We start from the raw sequence: 17,082 nt of genomic DNA on the forward strand, positions 1-17,082 counted from the left end.
TTAAAATAAAAATCTCTCCGAAGAAAGATTCTATACTTAACTAGTTAGACCACATTAGCGTGCTAACCCTTTCATATGTCTATTCTAGCAAAAATTCCATCTCAAGAAAAGTAAAAATTGTTGCAAAAGATGCAAAATCTACCTATATAGATAGGGTAAGGACATATTCTATATGTCTAATAAATATTTTACCCCCAAAATTAAGATTTATAAAACTTTGTTCTTCATTTTACCACAAGTGATATGGTTAATAAAATATTTACCAATACCACTCGTGGTAATTATTCAAAAGAATATTTTCATTATCAAACAACTTTATATTTTGATATACAAAATTTATAGTTACTTTTACGCATTACAAATCTTAATTTGTTTTTTTGGTTTCTCTTTAATTAAATCTGATACTTTACCTGCTTTAAGCATATAGCTATCTACATCATGACCAACTAGCATTTTAACTTCCTTTGCTATTTCAATAGATTTATCTAAGTCAATACCTGTATTTATGCCCATACGGTGTAGCATATGAATAATATCTTCTGATGCTACATTACCTGAAGCGCCTGGTGCATATGGGCATCCTCCTAGACCACCAAATGCTCCATCAAATCTTGACATACCTGCTTCCATTGCCGCTACGATATTTGCTAATGCCATTCCTCTTGTATTATGGAAATGAATATTCCAAATAATTTCAGGATAATTTTCCTTGAAATACTGACATTTTGTATATACTTCTTTTGGATTTCCCATTCCCGTTGTATCTGATAGTGAAATTTCTCGAATACCTAGATCAATAAAAGCTTTAACAACTTGCTCAATTTGTTCAATACTAATTTCCCCTTCAAATGGACAACCAAAAGAAGTGGCAATAGCTCCTGATACTTCTAAGCCATTTTCATGTGCTAAATCATAACATTCTTTAAATCCTTCAACAGTCTGCTTTGGCGTACGGTTAAAATTACTTATATTATGAGATTCACTTGCTGAAACTGTTAATTTGACTTTCTTAATTCCGGCAGCAATCGCTCTCTCTGTTCCTTTAAGATTTGGCACTAATACCCTTAATTCAGCCTTATCCTTATTTTTAATCAATTTGAATACTTCAGCAGTATCTGCCAATGCAGGAATGGCTTTACTATGCACCATAGATCCGATTTCAATCACTTTAAATCCTGCTTCAATGGCCTGATCAATCAATTTCGCTTTTGCTTCTGGAGGTAAAATAGTTTTTTCATTCTGTAACCCATCTCTAGGTCCTACCTCTGCAATAATCACTTCGTTTGGATATTTCATAGCGTCTCTTCCTTTCATCCCATTTTGATCTATTTATTTCTATTAAAATCTAATAATATTTTTACATACTTACCACTCAATGCATCTTCATAGGCAAGATGGTATTTTGTAAAGGGAATTACTTTTGAAATTATGGGGTCAAGATATAATTTTTTATCTTTTATATAAGATATAGCTTTTTCAAAATCTTTTTTTGTATAAATAATACTTCCATGAATAGTAATCTCGCTACGATTAATAAACATACTCGGATAAACACTTGCTTCATTAGTCAATCCTAATGAAATGAGATTCCCACCAGGCTTTATGATTGTAAAAGCTTGCTCGATTGCCTTTTTTGCTCCTGCTGCTTCAATGACTACATCAAATTTTTCATTTTTAATTTCATGTGGTAATAATGTAGTGATATTTTTATTTAATTCTTTAGCTTTTACTAATTTATCTTCTCTGATATCAATTGCAGTAATATTGTCATTCATGGTTTTAAGCAATGCAATATTTAAAAGTCCTTCAGTCCCACACCCTACAACTGCAACTTGATCATCTTTTTTAATGGATATTTTCGAAAGGGCATGTACATTTACCGCAAGAGGTTCCACAAGAACACCATATTGATTTTCAATTGTCTCTGGAATTTTTACTATAAACTCTGAATCAACTACTACTTCCTCTATAAAAAAACCCTCTATAGTGACTCCATAAGACTTTTTATTAGCACATATATTCGTCATTCCTTTTTTACAATATTCACATACCCCACAATAATTATTAGGAAACGCAACCACCTTATCTCCTACGTTTAACTGCACATTATTGCCGACTTCAATAATCCTACCAATAATTTCATGCCCTGGCGTATTAGGATATTTAGCATAAGGTATTTTGCCACGATATACGCTAAGATCTGACCCACATATTCCCCCCATAAGGGTTTCTACTCTTACTTGTCCATCTTTTAGGTCTTTGATTTTTTCACATTCTATAATTTCAATATTTTCAGGAGAATGAATTACTATTTTTTTCATGGTATACTCCTTCTTTTAATTAAATACATACAATTCTTTTTTTATAATCAAATGATTCATGCAAATAAGTGAATTGCCCACATCAAGATTACTTGCTGTAGGCAATTTATCCTATTTATAAATAATTATTTTGCAGCTTCTAACATAGAATCTACTAATTCATCACCAATTTTTTCTCTGATGATATCATATACAGGTGCAGCTTTTTCTTTCATTTCTTGCATTAATTCTGGTGATAAATCAACAATTTCTGTGTCATTTGCTTCCATAATCTCAATACGCTCATTAATTCTTGTATCTGCTTGCTCTCTTGCCCATAATTTTGCAGTATTTACAGATTCTACAATAGCCGATGAAATTTCTTCTGGTAAACTATTGAACTTATCAAGATTTTGTACCATAGAAACTAGGTGAAGTACATGATTTGTATTGATAATATACTTTTGTTGCTCATAAAGCTTTGCACCTACAGTTACTTCATAAGGATTTTCTTGTGCATCAATTGTCCCTTGTTGTAAACCTATATATACTTCAGAAAATGCCATAGGTGTAGGGTTTGCTCCTAATGCTCTCCAATAAGCAATGTGATAAGGATTTTCCATTGTTCTGATCTTTTGACCATTAAAATCATCCATTGATTGGATTAATTTGTTTGTACTCATTTCTCTAAAACCTTGATCTGCAAAACCTAATATTTTAAATCCATTTTTTTCATAAACCGCACTTAGTTTATTGAAGAAATCACCATCAACAACCTTTCTAGCAGTCTGAATATCAGAGAATACACTTGGCATATCAAATACAGCTAATTCAGGAATGAAATTTACCATTGGCGCAGTAGTCGATGCAACAAAATCGATTTCTCCATTTTGACAACTTTCAGCAGCTTCCACATCACTTCCCATAGTTCCATTTGGGAAAATTTGAATTGTAGCTTGTCCATTAGTTGCTTTTTCTACTTCTTCTTTGAATTTCTTTGCGAATAAATACGTTACAGAATCTTCTGGGCTATCACATGCTAGCGTAAATTTATACTCTTTTGCATCACCAGCACCACTACTTTCTGAATCACTCTTGCTACCACATCCTACAACTGATACAACCAATACCAATACCAATAATACTGCTAGAAATTTTTTCATGTTATTCCTCCTTTGATTTTACAGCAATGCTAAACTGATTGCTGGTATAAAAGTAATTAAAATCAATGCAAACACAAAGAACATAATAAACGGAAATGCTTTTTTAGCTATATCCATAACTTCTATACCGGTTATGGAACTTGCTACGAAAAGGTTTACTCCAACTGGTGGGGTTACAAATCCAATAGCTAAGTTAACTACCATAATGATCCCAAAATGAACAGGATCTACTCCAATAGCATTTGTAATAGGTAGTAATATTGGTGTAAGAATCAAAATCGCTGGACCTGTATCAATAACCATACCCACAAACAATAGTACAAAGTTGATTACAATTAACACAGCCACTTTACCAGCAAATAAACCTGTAATCCAACCTGCTACATATTGTGGAACTTGTAATAATGCTAATACTCTTGAGAATGCAACAGCAGCCGCAAGTATAAATAATAACGGTGTATAAGTTTTAATACTATCGATAAAAATACCTTTAATATCTTTTATACCAATTGTTTTGTAAATAAACAAACTAACAATTAACGCATAAAATACAGATATTGTAGCAGCTTCCGTTGGAGACGCAATTCCACCATAAATACTTCCTAAGATGATAACAGGTGCTAATAACGCCCAGAAGCTATCTTTAAATACACTTAAAAATCCTTTTTCCTTTAATGTTGCATAATTTTTTTCTATCTTTTCTTTATCTTCGCCATTCTTTTTGCAATAGTAGTATGCATAAATCATTAAACAAAGTCCAATTAATAACCCTGGCAATATTCCAGCGATAAACATACTTCCAACAGATACGCCAGAAGCCATTCCATATATGATAAATGGAATACTCGGTGGAATAATTACCCCTAATCCTCCTGCAACTGCAACCAGTGCCGTAGAGAATGTTTTATCATATCCTAGATTTACCAATAACGGGATTGTCATGGCTCCTACAGCTGCTGTTGTAGCAGGTGCAGAGCCAGAAATTGCCCCATAAAATAAACATGTAGTAATAACGGCCATTGGAATTCCCGCAGTTTTATTTCCTAGAAAATACGAAAACATATTAAATAACTTTTGAGAAATTCCTCCTTGAGCCATAATCATTCCCGATAGAATAAACATAGGGATAGCTAGAATTGGAAAACTATTAACTCCGCCTACCATACTTCTTACAATAAATTCTCCTGTAGCAGGGAAACTGCTATCAACAATCCCTGGTAATACCGAAACAATCCCCAGGGTTGACGCCACAGGAATAGAAATAGCGATACATACTGCGAATATTATAAACACTAAACTTGGCGACATATAAATCTCCTCTCTATTCAATCAAGTTTACATCGGGCAATTTCCTCCTTATAAAGAGAGTCATTCAAACCCAAGCACAGCTAATATCGTATATTGATCAAAATTCCTTTTTTACTAGTTCCTATCTTTTAATGATTACGAGTGTTGTTTACGCATATTTAATAGTTCAACAAAGCATTGTATAAAACTTTGGATAATTCTGACAATTGCTAATGCAAAACCCACTACTGTAGATAGCTGAACTAAATATACAGGCAATCCTAGAGCAGAACTTACCTGCCCACTTGCATAGGTTGTTTGAACAACCGCAACAGCACTCTGAAGTACATAGATGAAGAATACAAACATAACAACTTTTGAAATCAACCTAATTATCTGTGCAAGTGTATTAGGTAAATACGTTAACATTTGTTCAAGCTTAATCGAAGTTCTATGCTTTGTACAATAACCAATACTAATAAACGCTGACCATACGAATAAATATCTTGTTAATTCTTCAGACCATGTGAGGGAATAGTTTAATAAGTATCTCATTAATACCTGTACTCCCATAGTCAGTACCATTATTACTAGAAAAATAAGGAGTAAAAATTCTTCCGCATTTTTATCAAGCCACTTTAATATTTTCATTTAAAACCTCCTCTCTTACATAATATTTGTAGTTCCTATTAAGCTTATGTCGTTGCATGAACAGATTTTGTTACTATGCCTCCAGTAAGCTTTCCTTCTACAACGTTTTCCTTAGGTGTATAAATATCATTGATATTCCATATTCCATCTGTCGGTACAGGAATATTTTCCATTGGTACGTCAATTAGATATGGTTCGTTTGATTCTAATGCTTCTTTAAATACAGCTTTGAATTCATCTGCACTCTGAATTTTCTTACTTTTGATGCCATATCCTGCTGCTATTTGTGCCCAATCTGGCGTATATGCTGCTCCTTTTGCATCCTTAAATACAGTTCCAAATGTATGTTCATAGTGGGAAGCTTCTAAACCAGCAATTGTTCCAAATGCACTATTATTCATAACAACCCAAACTACAGGAATATTCTTTTCAACAGCAGTTGCAATAACTGATGGGTTTGTACCAAATCCTCCATCACCAACTAATGTAATTACTTTTTTATCTGGTGCAGCAAGTTTTGCTCCTAATGTTGCAGCTGGTCCAAAGCCCATTGTAGCTAATCCACCTGGATGAAGTATTGTGCTTGGTAATTCAATATCAAACTGTTGACCCATACCATTTTTATTCCAACCAACATCTGTTACGATAATACCATCTTGCGGGAATACTTCACGAACATCTTTTAGTATTCTTTGAGGAGTCATTGGGAATCTAGAATCATTTGAAATAGCTTCATTTGATTTCTTAAACTCCATCTTATTCTCTTTAATAAATTCTCTTAATTGTGAACGATCTATTCCTTCAGGCTTTAATTCTTTTGCTGCTTTTACTATAGCTTGTAGTGCTAATTTAGGATCTGCAACTGCACCTATAGCAACTGGATAGTTTCTACCAATTTCACTTGGTTCTACATCAATCTGCATGAATTTACTTTTTTCTTCATCGAATGTAACATTATTATACCATGAACTACTGTCTGCTTCTGCAAATCTTGTTCCTATTCCTAAAATTACATCTGCATTTTTTGAAATGCCATTAACAAAATCTGTCCCCCAAAATCCAGTCATTCCAACCATTAATGGATGTGTATCTGGCAATATGCCCTGCCCCATTAATGTTCTTGTAACAGGAATATCTAAAAATTCTACTAATTCTCTTAGTTCATCTGTTGCTTCGCTGAATACGGCTTGACCACCAACATGAATTAATGGATTTTTTGCATTAATTAATTCCTTAGCAATTTCTTTTGCCGTATTTTCAGGAATACTTGGTTTAAATATTTCATGAGATTCTTTGTATGTTCTTGCAAAAAGTTTATCATCAATTTCTCTAGAGAACATATCCATTGGTACAGAAATCAATACTGGTCCTGGTCTACCTGTTTCAGCTAATCTAAATGCTTTATCTAAAATCTCTGGAAGTAGCTCTGGATTATCAAGTCTCCAAGCTCTTTTTACAAAAGGTTTATATATATCATATTGTGATCCATCACAATGCATATTTACTTCTTGATGAGGATGCTTTCCATAGTAATAACTTGGAACATCTCCTGCAATTACAACCATTGGAATTGCATCTAATGCAGCATTTGCTACACCTGTAGCAGCATTTGTTAATCCAGGTCCTAAATGACATAAAACAACGCTTGCTTTTTTTGTGATTCTTGCATAAGCATCTGCTGCGTGTGAAGCAACTTGCTCATGTCTTACTGAAATATATTCAAGCTTTTCACTTTTCTCAAGTGCATCTAGCATAGCAATAACTGTATGCCCACATAAACCAAATATATGCTTAACATCTCTTCTTTCAAGATAGTTTACTATCTGTGAAGATACTAGTTTTTTCATTTATTTCTCCTCCTTAATAGTCCACTCTTCGTCCTTCTTCTGCTGATACATATGCTGCATAAATTACCTTTAAACTATCATAAGCAAGATCAAATCCTGATTGTGGCTCTCGATCAAATGCAATACACTCCATGAAATCTTGTAACTGACCTGTATAACCTCTTATTACCTCATCAGAAACGAATGCTTTATTCCATCCTAATTTTGATGGTAACATTTCAGCAATTGAAATGTCTTCAATGCCATCTTCATCTAAATAGTAAGTATTTAAAATATCTGTAGGTGTAATATTGCAAACAAAATTAGCATCATTACAATACAATTCAATATAATTTTTTGTTCCTCCTAAGCATACATCTGCAGATATGATCAATGCCTTTGTTCCGTCAGAAAAAGTAATCGTAATCGTACCAATATCTTCAACATCTTCAGGTGCTGCAGCAATATGACGTTTTTCATGCTCTGTCAAATTGTCTGTGATTACTCCCACATCTGCTACTACACTTTTTATTGTGATCTCTTCACCTCGTGCTTTAGCTTCCTCTTGTTTTAACCATAAAATTCCTGAAAGAGGATGACATGCTACACGGATAACTGTTCCACCACCAGTCATATCCCATCTACCTGCAACAGGTGAACTTGAGCCTTTTAAGCTCTCTTCACCTTTTGCAAATAAAATTTTACTCTTTTTAGCACGAATTAATTCTGCTGATTTTTGTACAGGTGTACAATAAACATAGTTTTCAGCATACATAAATTTTGCTTCTGATTCTTCTACTACTTTCTTTATCTTATCCATTGATTCCAATACCGATCCATACATTTTGCTTTTTGAAACGTTTTTTCCAATTGGCTTTTGGTCATCAGCTTTACCAAAGTAACCACTTAAAGGTTTTTCACAAATTACATGTTTTCCTGCTTTTAAAGCCTTGATAATCATATCTTCATGAAGAGCAGGTGGTGTTACAATATCTATTACATCAATTTCTTCATCTGCTAATAACTCATCAAATTTATCTACAGCCTTTTCAAAACCGTACTGATCTGCAATTCTTTGAGCTTTTTCTATATCAATATCTACAATAGTTTTTAATCTTACATCAACTCCACTAACACGCTTATATCCATTACCATGTAATGTTGAGGCATAGCCTCCTCCTACTAATCCAACTACTACAGATTTTTTATTCATTTTCTTCCTCCTATTCTTCAAGTTCAGCGTTATAAAATTCTCCAAATAATTCTGCATCTGATGGTCTATCCTCTGAAATAGGCTTTGATACCCATGTTATATTCATATAATGCTTTAAGTTAACATTTTCTGATACAACATTTCCACCCCAAGTTCCGCATCCAAGACTTGATGTCATAGGCATACCATTTGTAAAGGATCCAGCATTTGCTTTTGATTGAGGTTGTCTAACCATCATTCTACTTACAGGAGCCAGCATTGCTAACTGATGTATATGCTCATCATCAAAAGAGTATATTCCACATGAATGACCTTTTCCACCGTAATCATAAATCTTTTCAATCATCTTCAATGCATTTTCGAATCCTTCATACTTATGAATAGCTAGTAATGTTGTTAATTTTTCTCCTGAAAATAAATATCCTTTTCCTACACCATCACCAATTACAGCAATAAACTTTCTATCTTCTCCAATTTCAAATCCAGCGATTTTTGCTAACTTTTGTGGTGCAATAGCTACTGTATCAGCTAATCTATGACCTTCATCATCCCACATAACTTTTCTAAGCATTTCTCTTTCTTCTTCATTTGCAATATATGCACCCTCAACTTCAAGTTGCTTAAGGAAATCATCATAAATTCTAGAATCTACTACTAAGTTTCCATCTGCTGAACAACCTGAACCAAAGTCAGAAGTCTTACTTAATCTTGTATTTCTAGCAGCCTCTTCAAGATTAGCTGTCTCATCAATTACCATAGTTGAATTTCCAGCTCCTACACCATAAGCAGGTGTTCCTGAACTATAAGCGGCTCTAACAAGTCCTTGTCCTCCAGTAGCTAAAACAAGATCACATTCAGCCATTAATGTTTGTGTCATTGTCATATTTACATTTTGTAAACATTGTAAAATATCTTCAGGAGCGCCTTCTTTTTTTAACGCTTCTCTCATTAATCTTACTGTTTCAAAAGAAGTATTTTTAGCTCTTGGATGAGGTGAAAAGATAACAGCGTCTCTTGCTTTTATAGCATATACAGCTGTTCCCGCAGGAGTTAATGCTGGATTAGTTGTAGGTACTACAGAACCGATTACCCCAACAGGTTTAGCATATTTTACTAATCCTTTTTCAGGAATTTCCTCGATAATCCCTACACTCTTAGAACGTAATGCATCTCTTAGTATACCACGAATTTTAAATCTCTTATTAATTCTACTTTCATAATCACCTAGCTTACTTTCTTCAATTCCCATAGTAGTCAATCCTAAAAACGTTTTCCTGTTTGCTACAGCCCAAGCTACTGCCTGACATAATCTATCTACTTTCTCTTGTGAATATGTTTCAAGAATTGCCTGTGCTTTTCTTGCTTTCTCTAAAGCTTCATCTAACTCTTTTCTTTGAATATGGGTTAATTCTTTTGCCATTTTTAACGCCTCCATAATTTATGTTTTTTATTTAAATATTTTTTTATCAAAATATTCTTTTGCTGTTTCAAGACATCTTCGAGCATGTTCTGTATATCCTAGCTCTTTTACTCTCTCAATATGAGGTAATTCAATAGAGTATACTACTTGTCTAGGAATTCTCTTGATGATTTCATCAATGTTAATTGCCCCTTCACCTACATAATAACGTTCATCTCTACCTGTAAAAATTAACCCTTCTTTAGTTGTAGGAATCTCTGCTCCTGCATCACATATATGTGCAAAGTTAAACCATTCAGGTGGTAGTCCATCTAGTTCATCAAGTTGAACTCTAGAACGATTAAAATGTAATGTATCTATCATGATGCCTTTATTAGTTGCAGTAGTAGCTTCTAACACTTCTACTGTCTGCTTTAGATCTTTAACCCCTGCCCAAGTTACAAATTCTAAATCAACATTTAAGCCAAATGGTTTTGCTAATTCACATAACTCATGGAATTTCTCAGTATATAAAGATTTATCTTCTGTCCAAATACTTGTTAATAAGCTTTTTGCCCCTAGTTCAGCCCCAACTTCCATGGCTGACAAATAACTTTTCATATCCAAATCATCAATGATTCTCGCCAACTCAATATCATGAACACGAATGCCCGTCTGGCTTAATGCTTTTTTTGTATGAGATAACATCTCTTTCTTATTAGCTATATCATAATTCGGTTCTCCAGGTAGCCCCATATAAATAGGTCTAATACTGACATAGTCATAGCCACACATTGAGGCTATATATACCATTTCCGGTGGTGCACATCCCAATACTGTTAAATGAGCTAAAGAAAATTCTGCTTTCATATCTCCCCTCTTTTCATATTATTTTATTAGGTGAAATTAAATTTCTATTTTCAGTAGTAATCATCCAACCTCTTCATATTATTAAAGAAAATTCTACTTTTATAGTCACCCTCTTCTCATTGTTTTTATTTAATGAAATTTGATTTTGTTTAATAAAATAATATCATCACATTTTCCATATGTCAACAAATATTTTTAACTATTTTTCTGTTATGAATTATTCCACTATTTAAAATAGTGATTCTTTTGTGAAACTATATGCTTTTATGCTGAATATTTGTATTTAGCTTAAAGCATAGAAAAAAACTTACAGTATTAAAAGTGCAATTCTTGTTTTAGACAATGCTAGAACACACAACAATGCGAAAATACAAGATCTTTAATATTAGGGCTAGAGAAAATATAGACGTGTTGTTTAATGAAATCGCTTCTCTTTATGATCAATTTAATGATCATAAAGAACTCATAAAATCTATTGCTTATGCCAAAAATTACTATTATGAATCATCAGATGTAGGAATATTTGCTGCGTAAATAAGTCTTTCAATTTACCATTATTTGTGACAGATAACCAATCATTAAAAATGGTTTATCTATATATTTTTTAAATATAAATTTTCAAACACCTATTGACGAAATAGGACAAAATGAGAGAAAATAATATTAAGCATCATAATTAAAGTTTTAAGAGGAGGACTAAAATGACAGTACATATAGGTGCAAAAAAAGGGGATATTGCAGAAACCATTCTTTTACCAGGAGATCCACTACGTGCAAAATACGTAGCAGAGAATTTTTTAGAAGACGTAACATGCTATAATACAGTTCGTGGTATGTATGGTTACACAGGAACTTATAAAGGAAAGAGAATTTCTGTTCAAGGAACAGGTATGGGTATGCCATCCATAGGAATTTATTCTTATGAACTAATCTCTGAATACGGTGTAAAAAACTTAATCCGTATCGGTTCATGTGGTTCTTATCAAGCAGATGTAAAGGTACGTGATGTAATTTTAGCTATGAGTGCTTCAACAAATTCAAGCTATGCTGAGCAATATGGTTTACCTGGAACTTATGCTCCTACTGCTAGCTTTGATTTATTATTAAAAGCTAAAAACATTGCTGATACAAAAGGGATTGCTACAAGGGTTGGAAATATTCTTTCAAGTGATATTTTCTATAATGCTGATGTAGACGCTTGGAAAAAATGGGCAAATATGGGTGTCTTAGCAGTAGAAATGGAAGCAGCTGCTCTTTATATGAATGCTGCTAAACTAGGTGCAAATGCCCTTACTATCTTAACTGTAAGTGATAGCTTAGTTTCACATGAAGAAACAACTGCTGAAGAAAGAGAAAAAACACTTACTGATATGATTGAGATTGGATTAGAACTAGCATAAAAAAATGAGGGAATGGTTTTATATCCTTTCCCTTATTTCATTTATTACAACTTTTCTATTTTAAATTTTTTATATTTATTTCATATTTTTCCTTATATCTTTTATTTTTTGATGCTCCATAGCCTCAGCAGCATTATAGGAACTTCTTACAAAAGGTCCAGAAGCTACAAATTCAAAACCTAACTTCAGTGCCTCTTCCTTATATTTTTCAAAAGTCTCTGGTTTTATATACGCTACAACAGGATAATGCTTTGCACTAGGTGCTAAATACTGTCCAATAGTTAGGAAGTCACATCTTACGCCTCTCAAATCTTTTAGTACCTTCATGATTTCTTCTTTCTTTTCTCCAAGTCCAAGCATAATTCCCGACTTTGTAAATATATGATCATTCATCTTTTTTATATTTTTCAATACTTCTAAAGAACGTTCATATCTTGCCATAGAACGTACCTTATGGTACAATCTTGGAACGGTTTCAATATTGTGATTAATAATTTCAGGCTTTGCTTCTACCACTTTATTTAATGCACTCTCATCCCCTTGAAAATCAGGAATCAAAACCTCAACAACAATTTGTTTCTCTCGTGATTTTATGGCTTTAATCACATTTGCAAAATGTCCTGCTCCCCCATCTGGCAAATCATCCCTTGTTACAGAAGTGATTACAACATGTTTTAATCCAAGTTCTACTGCTACATTTGCAATATTTTCAGGTTCGCTCAAATCCACGTCTTGTAATTTGCCATGGGAAACATTACAAAACTTACAATTCCTAGAACATTCATTTCCTAAAATCATAAAAGTTGCTGTTTTTTTACTAAAACACTCCATTCTATTAGGACAATTGGCTTCTTCACATACAGTATTTAAATTATACTTATTCAGCAAATTTTTCACATAATCTAAACTACGTCCTTCACTTAAATTTATCTTAAGCCATTTTGGTTTCTTTTGTATTTCCATATATAACCCCTCCCACACCTTAGCTTACCCCTCTATTCTCATGCATATTATTTAAAATCATTTCTCCCTTTATCATTTATTTAAATATCTTTCTTCATAGTTTTTATAATTAAACGTTTTACAAAAATAATCTAGCACTAATTGATTGGCATGGTTAAAATCAACGGCTCTTCCAATAATATTTTGAACAGAAGTAACCCCCCTATCAGATATACCACAAGGAACAATCCATCTAAAGTAGTTTAAGTTTGTATTAACATTAAAAGCAAATCCATGCATTATAATACCTCGTTTCACGGCTAAACCTATGGCAACAATCTTTTTGTTATTGACCCATACCCCTGTATATTTTGCATCTCTTCCTGCAATAATCTTATATTCTTCCTTTAAAAGCTTAATAAACACGTCTTCAAGGTTTCTAACAAAAGTTCTTATACCCATATGGGAATTTTTCAAATCAACTATAGGATACCCAACAATTTGACCTTCTCCGTGATAAGTAACATCTCCACCTCTATTAATTTTTACTAAATGTATTCCCTGATCATTTAAAAATTTCTCACTTCCTAGAATATGTTCCTTTTCTGCTCTTCTTCCTAATGTAATCACTGATGGATGTTCCACTAAAATCAACGTATCTTCAATCTCTTGATCTTGCCTCTTTTTTAAAAGATCATATTGAATCTTCAGCGCTTTTTTATATTCACATCTTCCTAAGAATAAAACATTTATTTTCATTTCACCCACTTCCTATTCCCTAAATAAAATTTGTATTTATATACCTCCCTCGTAAACACGGGGAGGTATGCATAAATCTATTCTCATCTAAACTAACTGATATCTATATATTAATGTATATTGTCCTTTTCTTTCTTTAACTCCTGCTTTGATTATGTTTGCAACTCGTCCCGAATCTAATGTAATTTTAGTTCCTTCTACCCTCTCTAAATATGTTGTAACTGCTTTTGCTTGTTCTGGTTCTACCATTTCCTTCACTCCCCACGGAAGTGACATAACTTTTACAGCATCTCATGTTTCACATATGTTCCCTTCTCTTTCTTTTATTGAGTTTTCTATACTATTTTTTAATGCAAGTGCTACATCACCATCATGTGCAAATAACATCCTATTCTCTCCTTTTTAAATGGTTTCTAGAGCTTTACCTATCCATGTTATACTCAAAAAAGACAAGACTTTTTCTTATTTCTTATCCTTTTCCCATTTTACAATTAAATTTCTTGCTGCCCTTGCTTCATCTATTCTCCTAACAGGTGTATCATGTGGTGCAGTCTTTAAAATCTGTGGATCTTCCTTTGCCTCTTTTGCAATTTTTATCATGGTTTCAATAAAACCATCTATCGTTTCAAGACTTTCTGTTTCTGTTGGTTCAATCATCAACGCTTCGTTCACAATTAATGGAAAATATATGGTTGGTGGATGATACCCATAATCTAATAATCTCTTAGCTACATCAAGAGTTGAAACTTCTGAAAGTTCTTCTCCTAACCCGCCTAAAACAAATTCATGCTTACATACTTGATTGATTGGCAAATAATAATATTCCTTAAGTTTATTCATCATATAATTTGCATTCAAAACTGCTGTTTCACTTACTTCTTTAATTCCCTCTGCTCCCATTGTAAGAATATAAACATATGCACGAAGGATTATTCCATAGTTTCCATAGAATCCTTTAATTTTACCAATTGTATCTGGTTGATCATAATTTAATATATACTGATTATCCTTTTTATCAATTACTGGTACAGGCAAAAACTTAACAAGATGTTCTTTTACACCTACTGGTCCACTTCCTGGCCCACCTCCACCATGAGGTGTAGAAAAAGTCTTATGTAGATTATAATGCATTACATCAAAGCCCATATCTCCAGGCCTTACTTTTCCCATAATGGCATTCATATTTGCCCCATCATAGTATAAAAGTCCTCCAGCTTCATGTACAAGATCTGCAATCAATTTAATATTTTTTTCAAAAAGTCCTAATGTACTTGGATTGGTTAACATTAAACCTGCAATTTCTTCATTTAGAACAGCTTTTAATGCATCAATATCCACTGCTCCATTCTTATCAGATTGAATTTCAACAATTTCAAATCCTGAAACAGCAGCAGTTGCCGGATTTGTACCATGGGCAGAATCAGGTACGATGATTTTTTTTCTTTTTACATCTCCTCGGCTTTCATGATAAGCCTTTATGATCATAAGCCCTGTAAGCTCTCCATGAGCCCCTGCCGCAGGCTGTAGAGTCGTTTTATCCATACCTGATATTTCTGATAAAAAATCTCCTAAATTATACATAATTTCAAGAGAGCCTTGTACCGTTTCTTCAGGTTGATAAGGATGTATTTCAGTAAGTTCCCTAATAGATGCCATATCTTCATTAATTTTTGGATTATATTTCATTGTACAAGATCCTAAAGGATAAAATCCTGTATCCACTCCATAATTTAAATTAGATAAATTGGTAAAATGTCTAATCACATCTACTTCACTTACCTCAGGCAAATTCACTTCCTCTTCTCTTAAAAATTCACTTGGGATAAATTCCCTCATTTCTCCATTGCATAAATCACACTTTGGAAGAGCATATGCTTTTCTTCCTTCTTTAGATATCTCAAAAATTAATTGATCATACATTTTCACTATACCACCTCCAAAGCACTTAAAAATTTATCTATTTCCATCTTCGTTCTTTTCTCCGTTACAGCAAACATTAATCCATTCTCAAGTTCAGGATAATCCTTGTTAATTTCATATCCACCCATTATTCCATTATTTAATAAATGTTTATTAATATCCTTACTATCTATAGGACTTGTTACTACAAATTCTTTGAAAAATGGTTGATTGAACAATATGTTGAATTTACCACCCTTTGTCATTTCTTTTAGCGCATAATGAGACTTTTGAACACACCTCTGTGCTACTTCTTTAAGTCCTTTTTTACCCATTGTTGTTAAATAGACTGTTGCTATTAAAGCATTTAATCCTTGATTTGAGCAAATATTTGAAGTTGCCTTAAATCTTCTAATATGTTGTTCTCTTGCCTGTAAAGTCAATACAAAAGCTCTTTTCCCATCTGCATCAACAGATTGTCCAACAATTCTACCTGGCATTTTTCTTGCTAATTTTGATTTAGTTGCCATAAATCCTAAATAAGGACCTCCAAAATTCAACCCATTTCCTAAAGATTGACCTTCCCCTACAACAATATCCACTCCTAATTCCCCTGGACTTTTTAATATGCCAAGAGAAATTGGATCTACATATGTAATAAACATTCCTTTATTTGCATGCGTTATTTTTTCTATTTCTGTTAAGTCTTCTATAATTCCAAAGAAATTAGGATTTTGAATAATGACTCCTGCTGTATTTTTATTCACCATAGACTTTAATTTTTCAATATCCGTTACACCATCTGCCATGTCTACTTCTACCACTTCCATATCTCTAAATTTCATATAAGTATGCATTACTTTTCTAACCTCAGGATGGACTGTTTTAGATATGACAACAGATTTTCTTCTTGTATTTGCACAAGCCATCATTCCTGCTTCCACACAAGCAGTTGGTCCATCATACATAGAAGCATTGGATAGATCCATCCCTGTAAGGTTAGCAATCATGGTTTGGTATTCAAATATAACACGAAGTGTTCCTTGGCTAATTTCTGGTTGATAAGGTGTATATGCTGTAAAAAACTCTGATCGACTAGCAATATGCTTAATAATTGCAGGAATATAATGATCATAAGCACCAGCTCCCAAAAATGAAATCAATTCATTGGTACTTCTATTCTTTTTTGTAAGTCTATTCATATGGCTTATAATTTCAGTTTCTGATAAACCTGTCCCTAAATTCAACTCTCTATTTAAACGAAGTTCTTTTGGTATATCTTCAAACAAATCCTCTATAGATTTAACTCCCATACTATCAAGCATTAATTTTTTATCTGATTCTGTATTCGGTATATACCTGTGCATATTCTT

At 33.0% G+C, this 17,082-nt stretch carries 16 protein-coding genes; 2 read left to right on the plus strand and 14 right to left on the minus strand.

Annotation, left to right across the window (positions count from 1 at the left end; genetic code table 11):
* Positions 1-348: 348 nt before the first annotated feature.
* From K7H06_RS10985 to K7H06_RS11025, 9 genes are all read right to left on the minus strand, one after another.
* Entirely contained in the window at positions 349-1,296 is a 948-nt protein-coding gene (locus K7H06_RS10985; RefSeq protein ID WP_223036094.1) for a hydroxymethylglutaryl-CoA lyase, read from the minus strand.
* A 29-nt stretch (positions 1,297-1,325) separates the two neighbouring features.
* On the minus strand, positions 1,326-2,321 hold the full coding sequence (locus tag K7H06_RS10990) for a zinc-dependent alcohol dehydrogenase (RefSeq protein WP_223036095.1): 996 nt from the start codon (positions 2,319-2,321) through the stop codon (positions 1,326-1,328).
* 125 nt (positions 2,322-2,446) lie between these two features.
* Positions 2,447-3,463 carry a TRAP transporter substrate-binding protein gene (locus K7H06_RS10995; protein ID WP_223036096.1) on the minus strand — a complete coding sequence of 339 codons (1,017 nt, stop codon included), beginning with the start codon at positions 3,461-3,463 and terminating at the stop codon, positions 2,447-2,449.
* Between the two features lie 18 nt (positions 3,464-3,481).
* On the minus strand, positions 3,482-4,771 hold the full coding sequence (locus tag K7H06_RS11000) for a TRAP transporter large permease (RefSeq protein ID WP_223036097.1): 1,290 nt from the start codon (positions 4,769-4,771) through the stop codon (positions 3,482-3,484).
* A gap of 135 nt (positions 4,772-4,906) precedes the next feature.
* Positions 4,907-5,401, minus strand: coding sequence for a TRAP transporter small permease (locus K7H06_RS11005; RefSeq protein ID WP_223036098.1), 495 nt, complete (start codon positions 5,399-5,401; stop codon positions 4,907-4,909).
* 44 nt (positions 5,402-5,445) lie between these two features.
* A complete protein-coding gene (locus tag K7H06_RS11010) occupies positions 5,446-7,248 on the minus strand; it encodes a thiamine pyrophosphate-binding protein (RefSeq protein WP_223036099.1) in 1,803 nt (600 codons plus the stop codon).
* 13 nt (positions 7,249-7,261) lie between these two features.
* Entirely contained in the window at positions 7,262-8,440 is a 1,179-nt protein-coding gene (locus K7H06_RS11015) for a Gfo/Idh/MocA family protein (protein WP_223036100.1), read from the minus strand.
* A 10-nt stretch (positions 8,441-8,450) separates the two neighbouring features.
* Positions 8,451-9,860, minus strand: a complete 1,410-nt coding sequence (locus K7H06_RS11020; protein WP_223036101.1) for an aldehyde dehydrogenase family protein — start codon at positions 9,858-9,860, stop codon at positions 8,451-8,453.
* Positions 9,861-9,887: 27 nt separating this feature from the next.
* On the minus strand, positions 9,888-10,709 hold the full coding sequence (locus K7H06_RS11025; protein ID WP_223036102.1) for a sugar phosphate isomerase/epimerase family protein: 822 nt from the start codon (positions 10,707-10,709) through the stop codon (positions 9,888-9,890).
* 360 nt (positions 10,710-11,069) lie between these two features.
* On the opposite strand from K7H06_RS11025, the gene K7H06_RS11030 reads away from it, so the two are divergent.
* Entirely contained in the window at positions 11,070-11,243 is a 174-nt protein-coding gene (locus K7H06_RS11030; RefSeq protein ID WP_223036103.1) for a hypothetical protein, read from the plus strand.
* A gap of 167 nt (positions 11,244-11,410) precedes the next feature.
* Positions 11,411-12,109, plus strand: a complete 699-nt coding sequence (gene deoD, locus K7H06_RS11035) for a purine-nucleoside phosphorylase (RefSeq protein WP_223036104.1) — start codon at positions 11,411-11,413, stop codon at positions 12,107-12,109.
* 75 nt (positions 12,110-12,184) lie between these two features.
* Here the strand turns inward: deoD and lipA are convergent, their stop codons facing one another.
* The 5 genes from lipA to gcvPA form a co-directional block, all read right to left on the minus strand.
* Positions 12,185-13,072 (minus strand): lipoyl synthase, encoded by an 888-nt coding sequence (gene lipA, locus K7H06_RS11040; protein WP_223036105.1) that lies wholly within the window; start codon positions 13,070-13,072, stop codon positions 12,185-12,187.
* Positions 13,073-13,144: 72 nt separating this feature from the next.
* Entirely contained in the window at positions 13,145-13,810 is a 666-nt protein-coding gene (gene lipB / locus K7H06_RS11045) for a lipoyl(octanoyl) transferase LipB (protein ID WP_223036106.1), read from the minus strand.
* Between the two features lie 87 nt (positions 13,811-13,897).
* Positions 13,898-14,059, minus strand: a complete 162-nt coding sequence (locus K7H06_RS11050; RefSeq protein ID WP_223036107.1) for a hypothetical protein — start codon at positions 14,057-14,059, stop codon at positions 13,898-13,900.
* A gap of 213 nt (positions 14,060-14,272) precedes the next feature.
* Positions 14,273-15,736 carry an aminomethyl-transferring glycine dehydrogenase subunit GcvPB gene (gene gcvPB, locus K7H06_RS11055; RefSeq protein ID WP_223036108.1) on the minus strand — a complete coding sequence of 488 codons (1,464 nt, stop codon included), beginning with the start codon at positions 15,734-15,736 and terminating at the stop codon, positions 14,273-14,275.
* Positions 15,736-17,076, minus strand: a complete 1,341-nt coding sequence (gene gcvPA, locus K7H06_RS11060; RefSeq protein WP_223036109.1) for an aminomethyl-transferring glycine dehydrogenase subunit GcvPA — start codon at positions 17,074-17,076, stop codon at positions 15,736-15,738. The genes gcvPB and gcvPA overlap by 1 nt, the downstream gene beginning before the upstream one ends.
* Positions 17,077-17,082: the final 6 nt, after the last annotated feature.

Source organism: Crassaminicella profunda (assembly GCF_019884785.1).
Taxonomy (GTDB): Bacteria; Bacillota; Clostridia; order Peptostreptococcales; family Thermotaleaceae; genus Crassaminicella; species Crassaminicella profunda.

What these genes read in the sequence shown, in the direction of transcription:
- K7H06_RS10985 (WP_223036094.1), bottom strand. Translation starts at nt 1,296, where the DNA reads ATGAAATATCCAAACGAAGTGATTATTGCAGAGGTAGGACCTAGAGAT.
- K7H06_RS10990 (WP_223036095.1), bottom strand. Translation starts at nt 2,321, where the DNA reads ATGAAAAAAATAGTAATTCATTCTCCTGAAAATATTGAAATTATAGAA.
- K7H06_RS10995 (WP_223036096.1), bottom strand. Translation starts at nt 3,463, where the DNA reads ATGAAAAAATTTCTAGCAGTATTATTGGTATTGGTATTGGTTGTATCA.
- K7H06_RS11000 (WP_223036097.1), bottom strand. Translation starts at nt 4,771, where the DNA reads ATGTCGCCAAGTTTAGTGTTTATAATATTCGCAGTATGTATCGCTATT.
- K7H06_RS11005 (WP_223036098.1), bottom strand. Translation starts at nt 5,401, where the DNA reads ATGAAAATATTAAAGTGGCTTGATAAAAATGCGGAAGAATTTTTACTC.
- K7H06_RS11010 (WP_223036099.1), bottom strand. Translation starts at nt 7,248, where the DNA reads ATGAAAAAACTAGTATCTTCACAGATAGTAAACTATCTTGAAAGAAGA.
- K7H06_RS11015 (WP_223036100.1), bottom strand. Translation starts at nt 8,440, where the DNA reads ATGAATAAAAAATCTGTAGTAGTTGGATTAGTAGGAGGAGGCTATGCC.
- K7H06_RS11020 (WP_223036101.1), bottom strand. Translation starts at nt 9,860, where the DNA reads ATGGCAAAAGAATTAACCCATATTCAAAGAAAAGAGTTAGATGAAGCT.
- K7H06_RS11025 (WP_223036102.1), bottom strand. Translation starts at nt 10,709, where the DNA reads ATGAAAGCAGAATTTTCTTTAGCTCATTTAACAGTATTGGGATGTGCA.
- K7H06_RS11030 (WP_223036103.1), top strand. Translation starts at nt 11,070, where the DNA reads ATGCGAAAATACAAGATCTTTAATATTAGGGCTAGAGAAAATATAGAC.
- deoD (WP_223036104.1), top strand. Translation starts at nt 11,411, where the DNA reads ATGACAGTACATATAGGTGCAAAAAAAGGGGATATTGCAGAAACCATT.
- lipA (WP_223036105.1), bottom strand. Translation starts at nt 13,072, where the DNA reads ATGGAAATACAAAAGAAACCAAAATGGCTTAAGATAAATTTAAGTGAA.
- lipB (WP_223036106.1), bottom strand. Translation starts at nt 13,810, where the DNA reads ATGAAAATAAATGTTTTATTCTTAGGAAGATGTGAATATAAAAAAGCG.
- K7H06_RS11050 (WP_223036107.1), bottom strand. Translation starts at nt 14,059, where the DNA reads ATGGTAGAACCAGAACAAGCAAAAGCAGTTACAACATATTTAGAGAGG.
- gcvPA (WP_223036109.1), bottom strand. Translation starts at nt 17,076, where the DNA reads ATGCACAGGTATATACCGAATACAGAATCAGATAAAAAATTAATGCTT.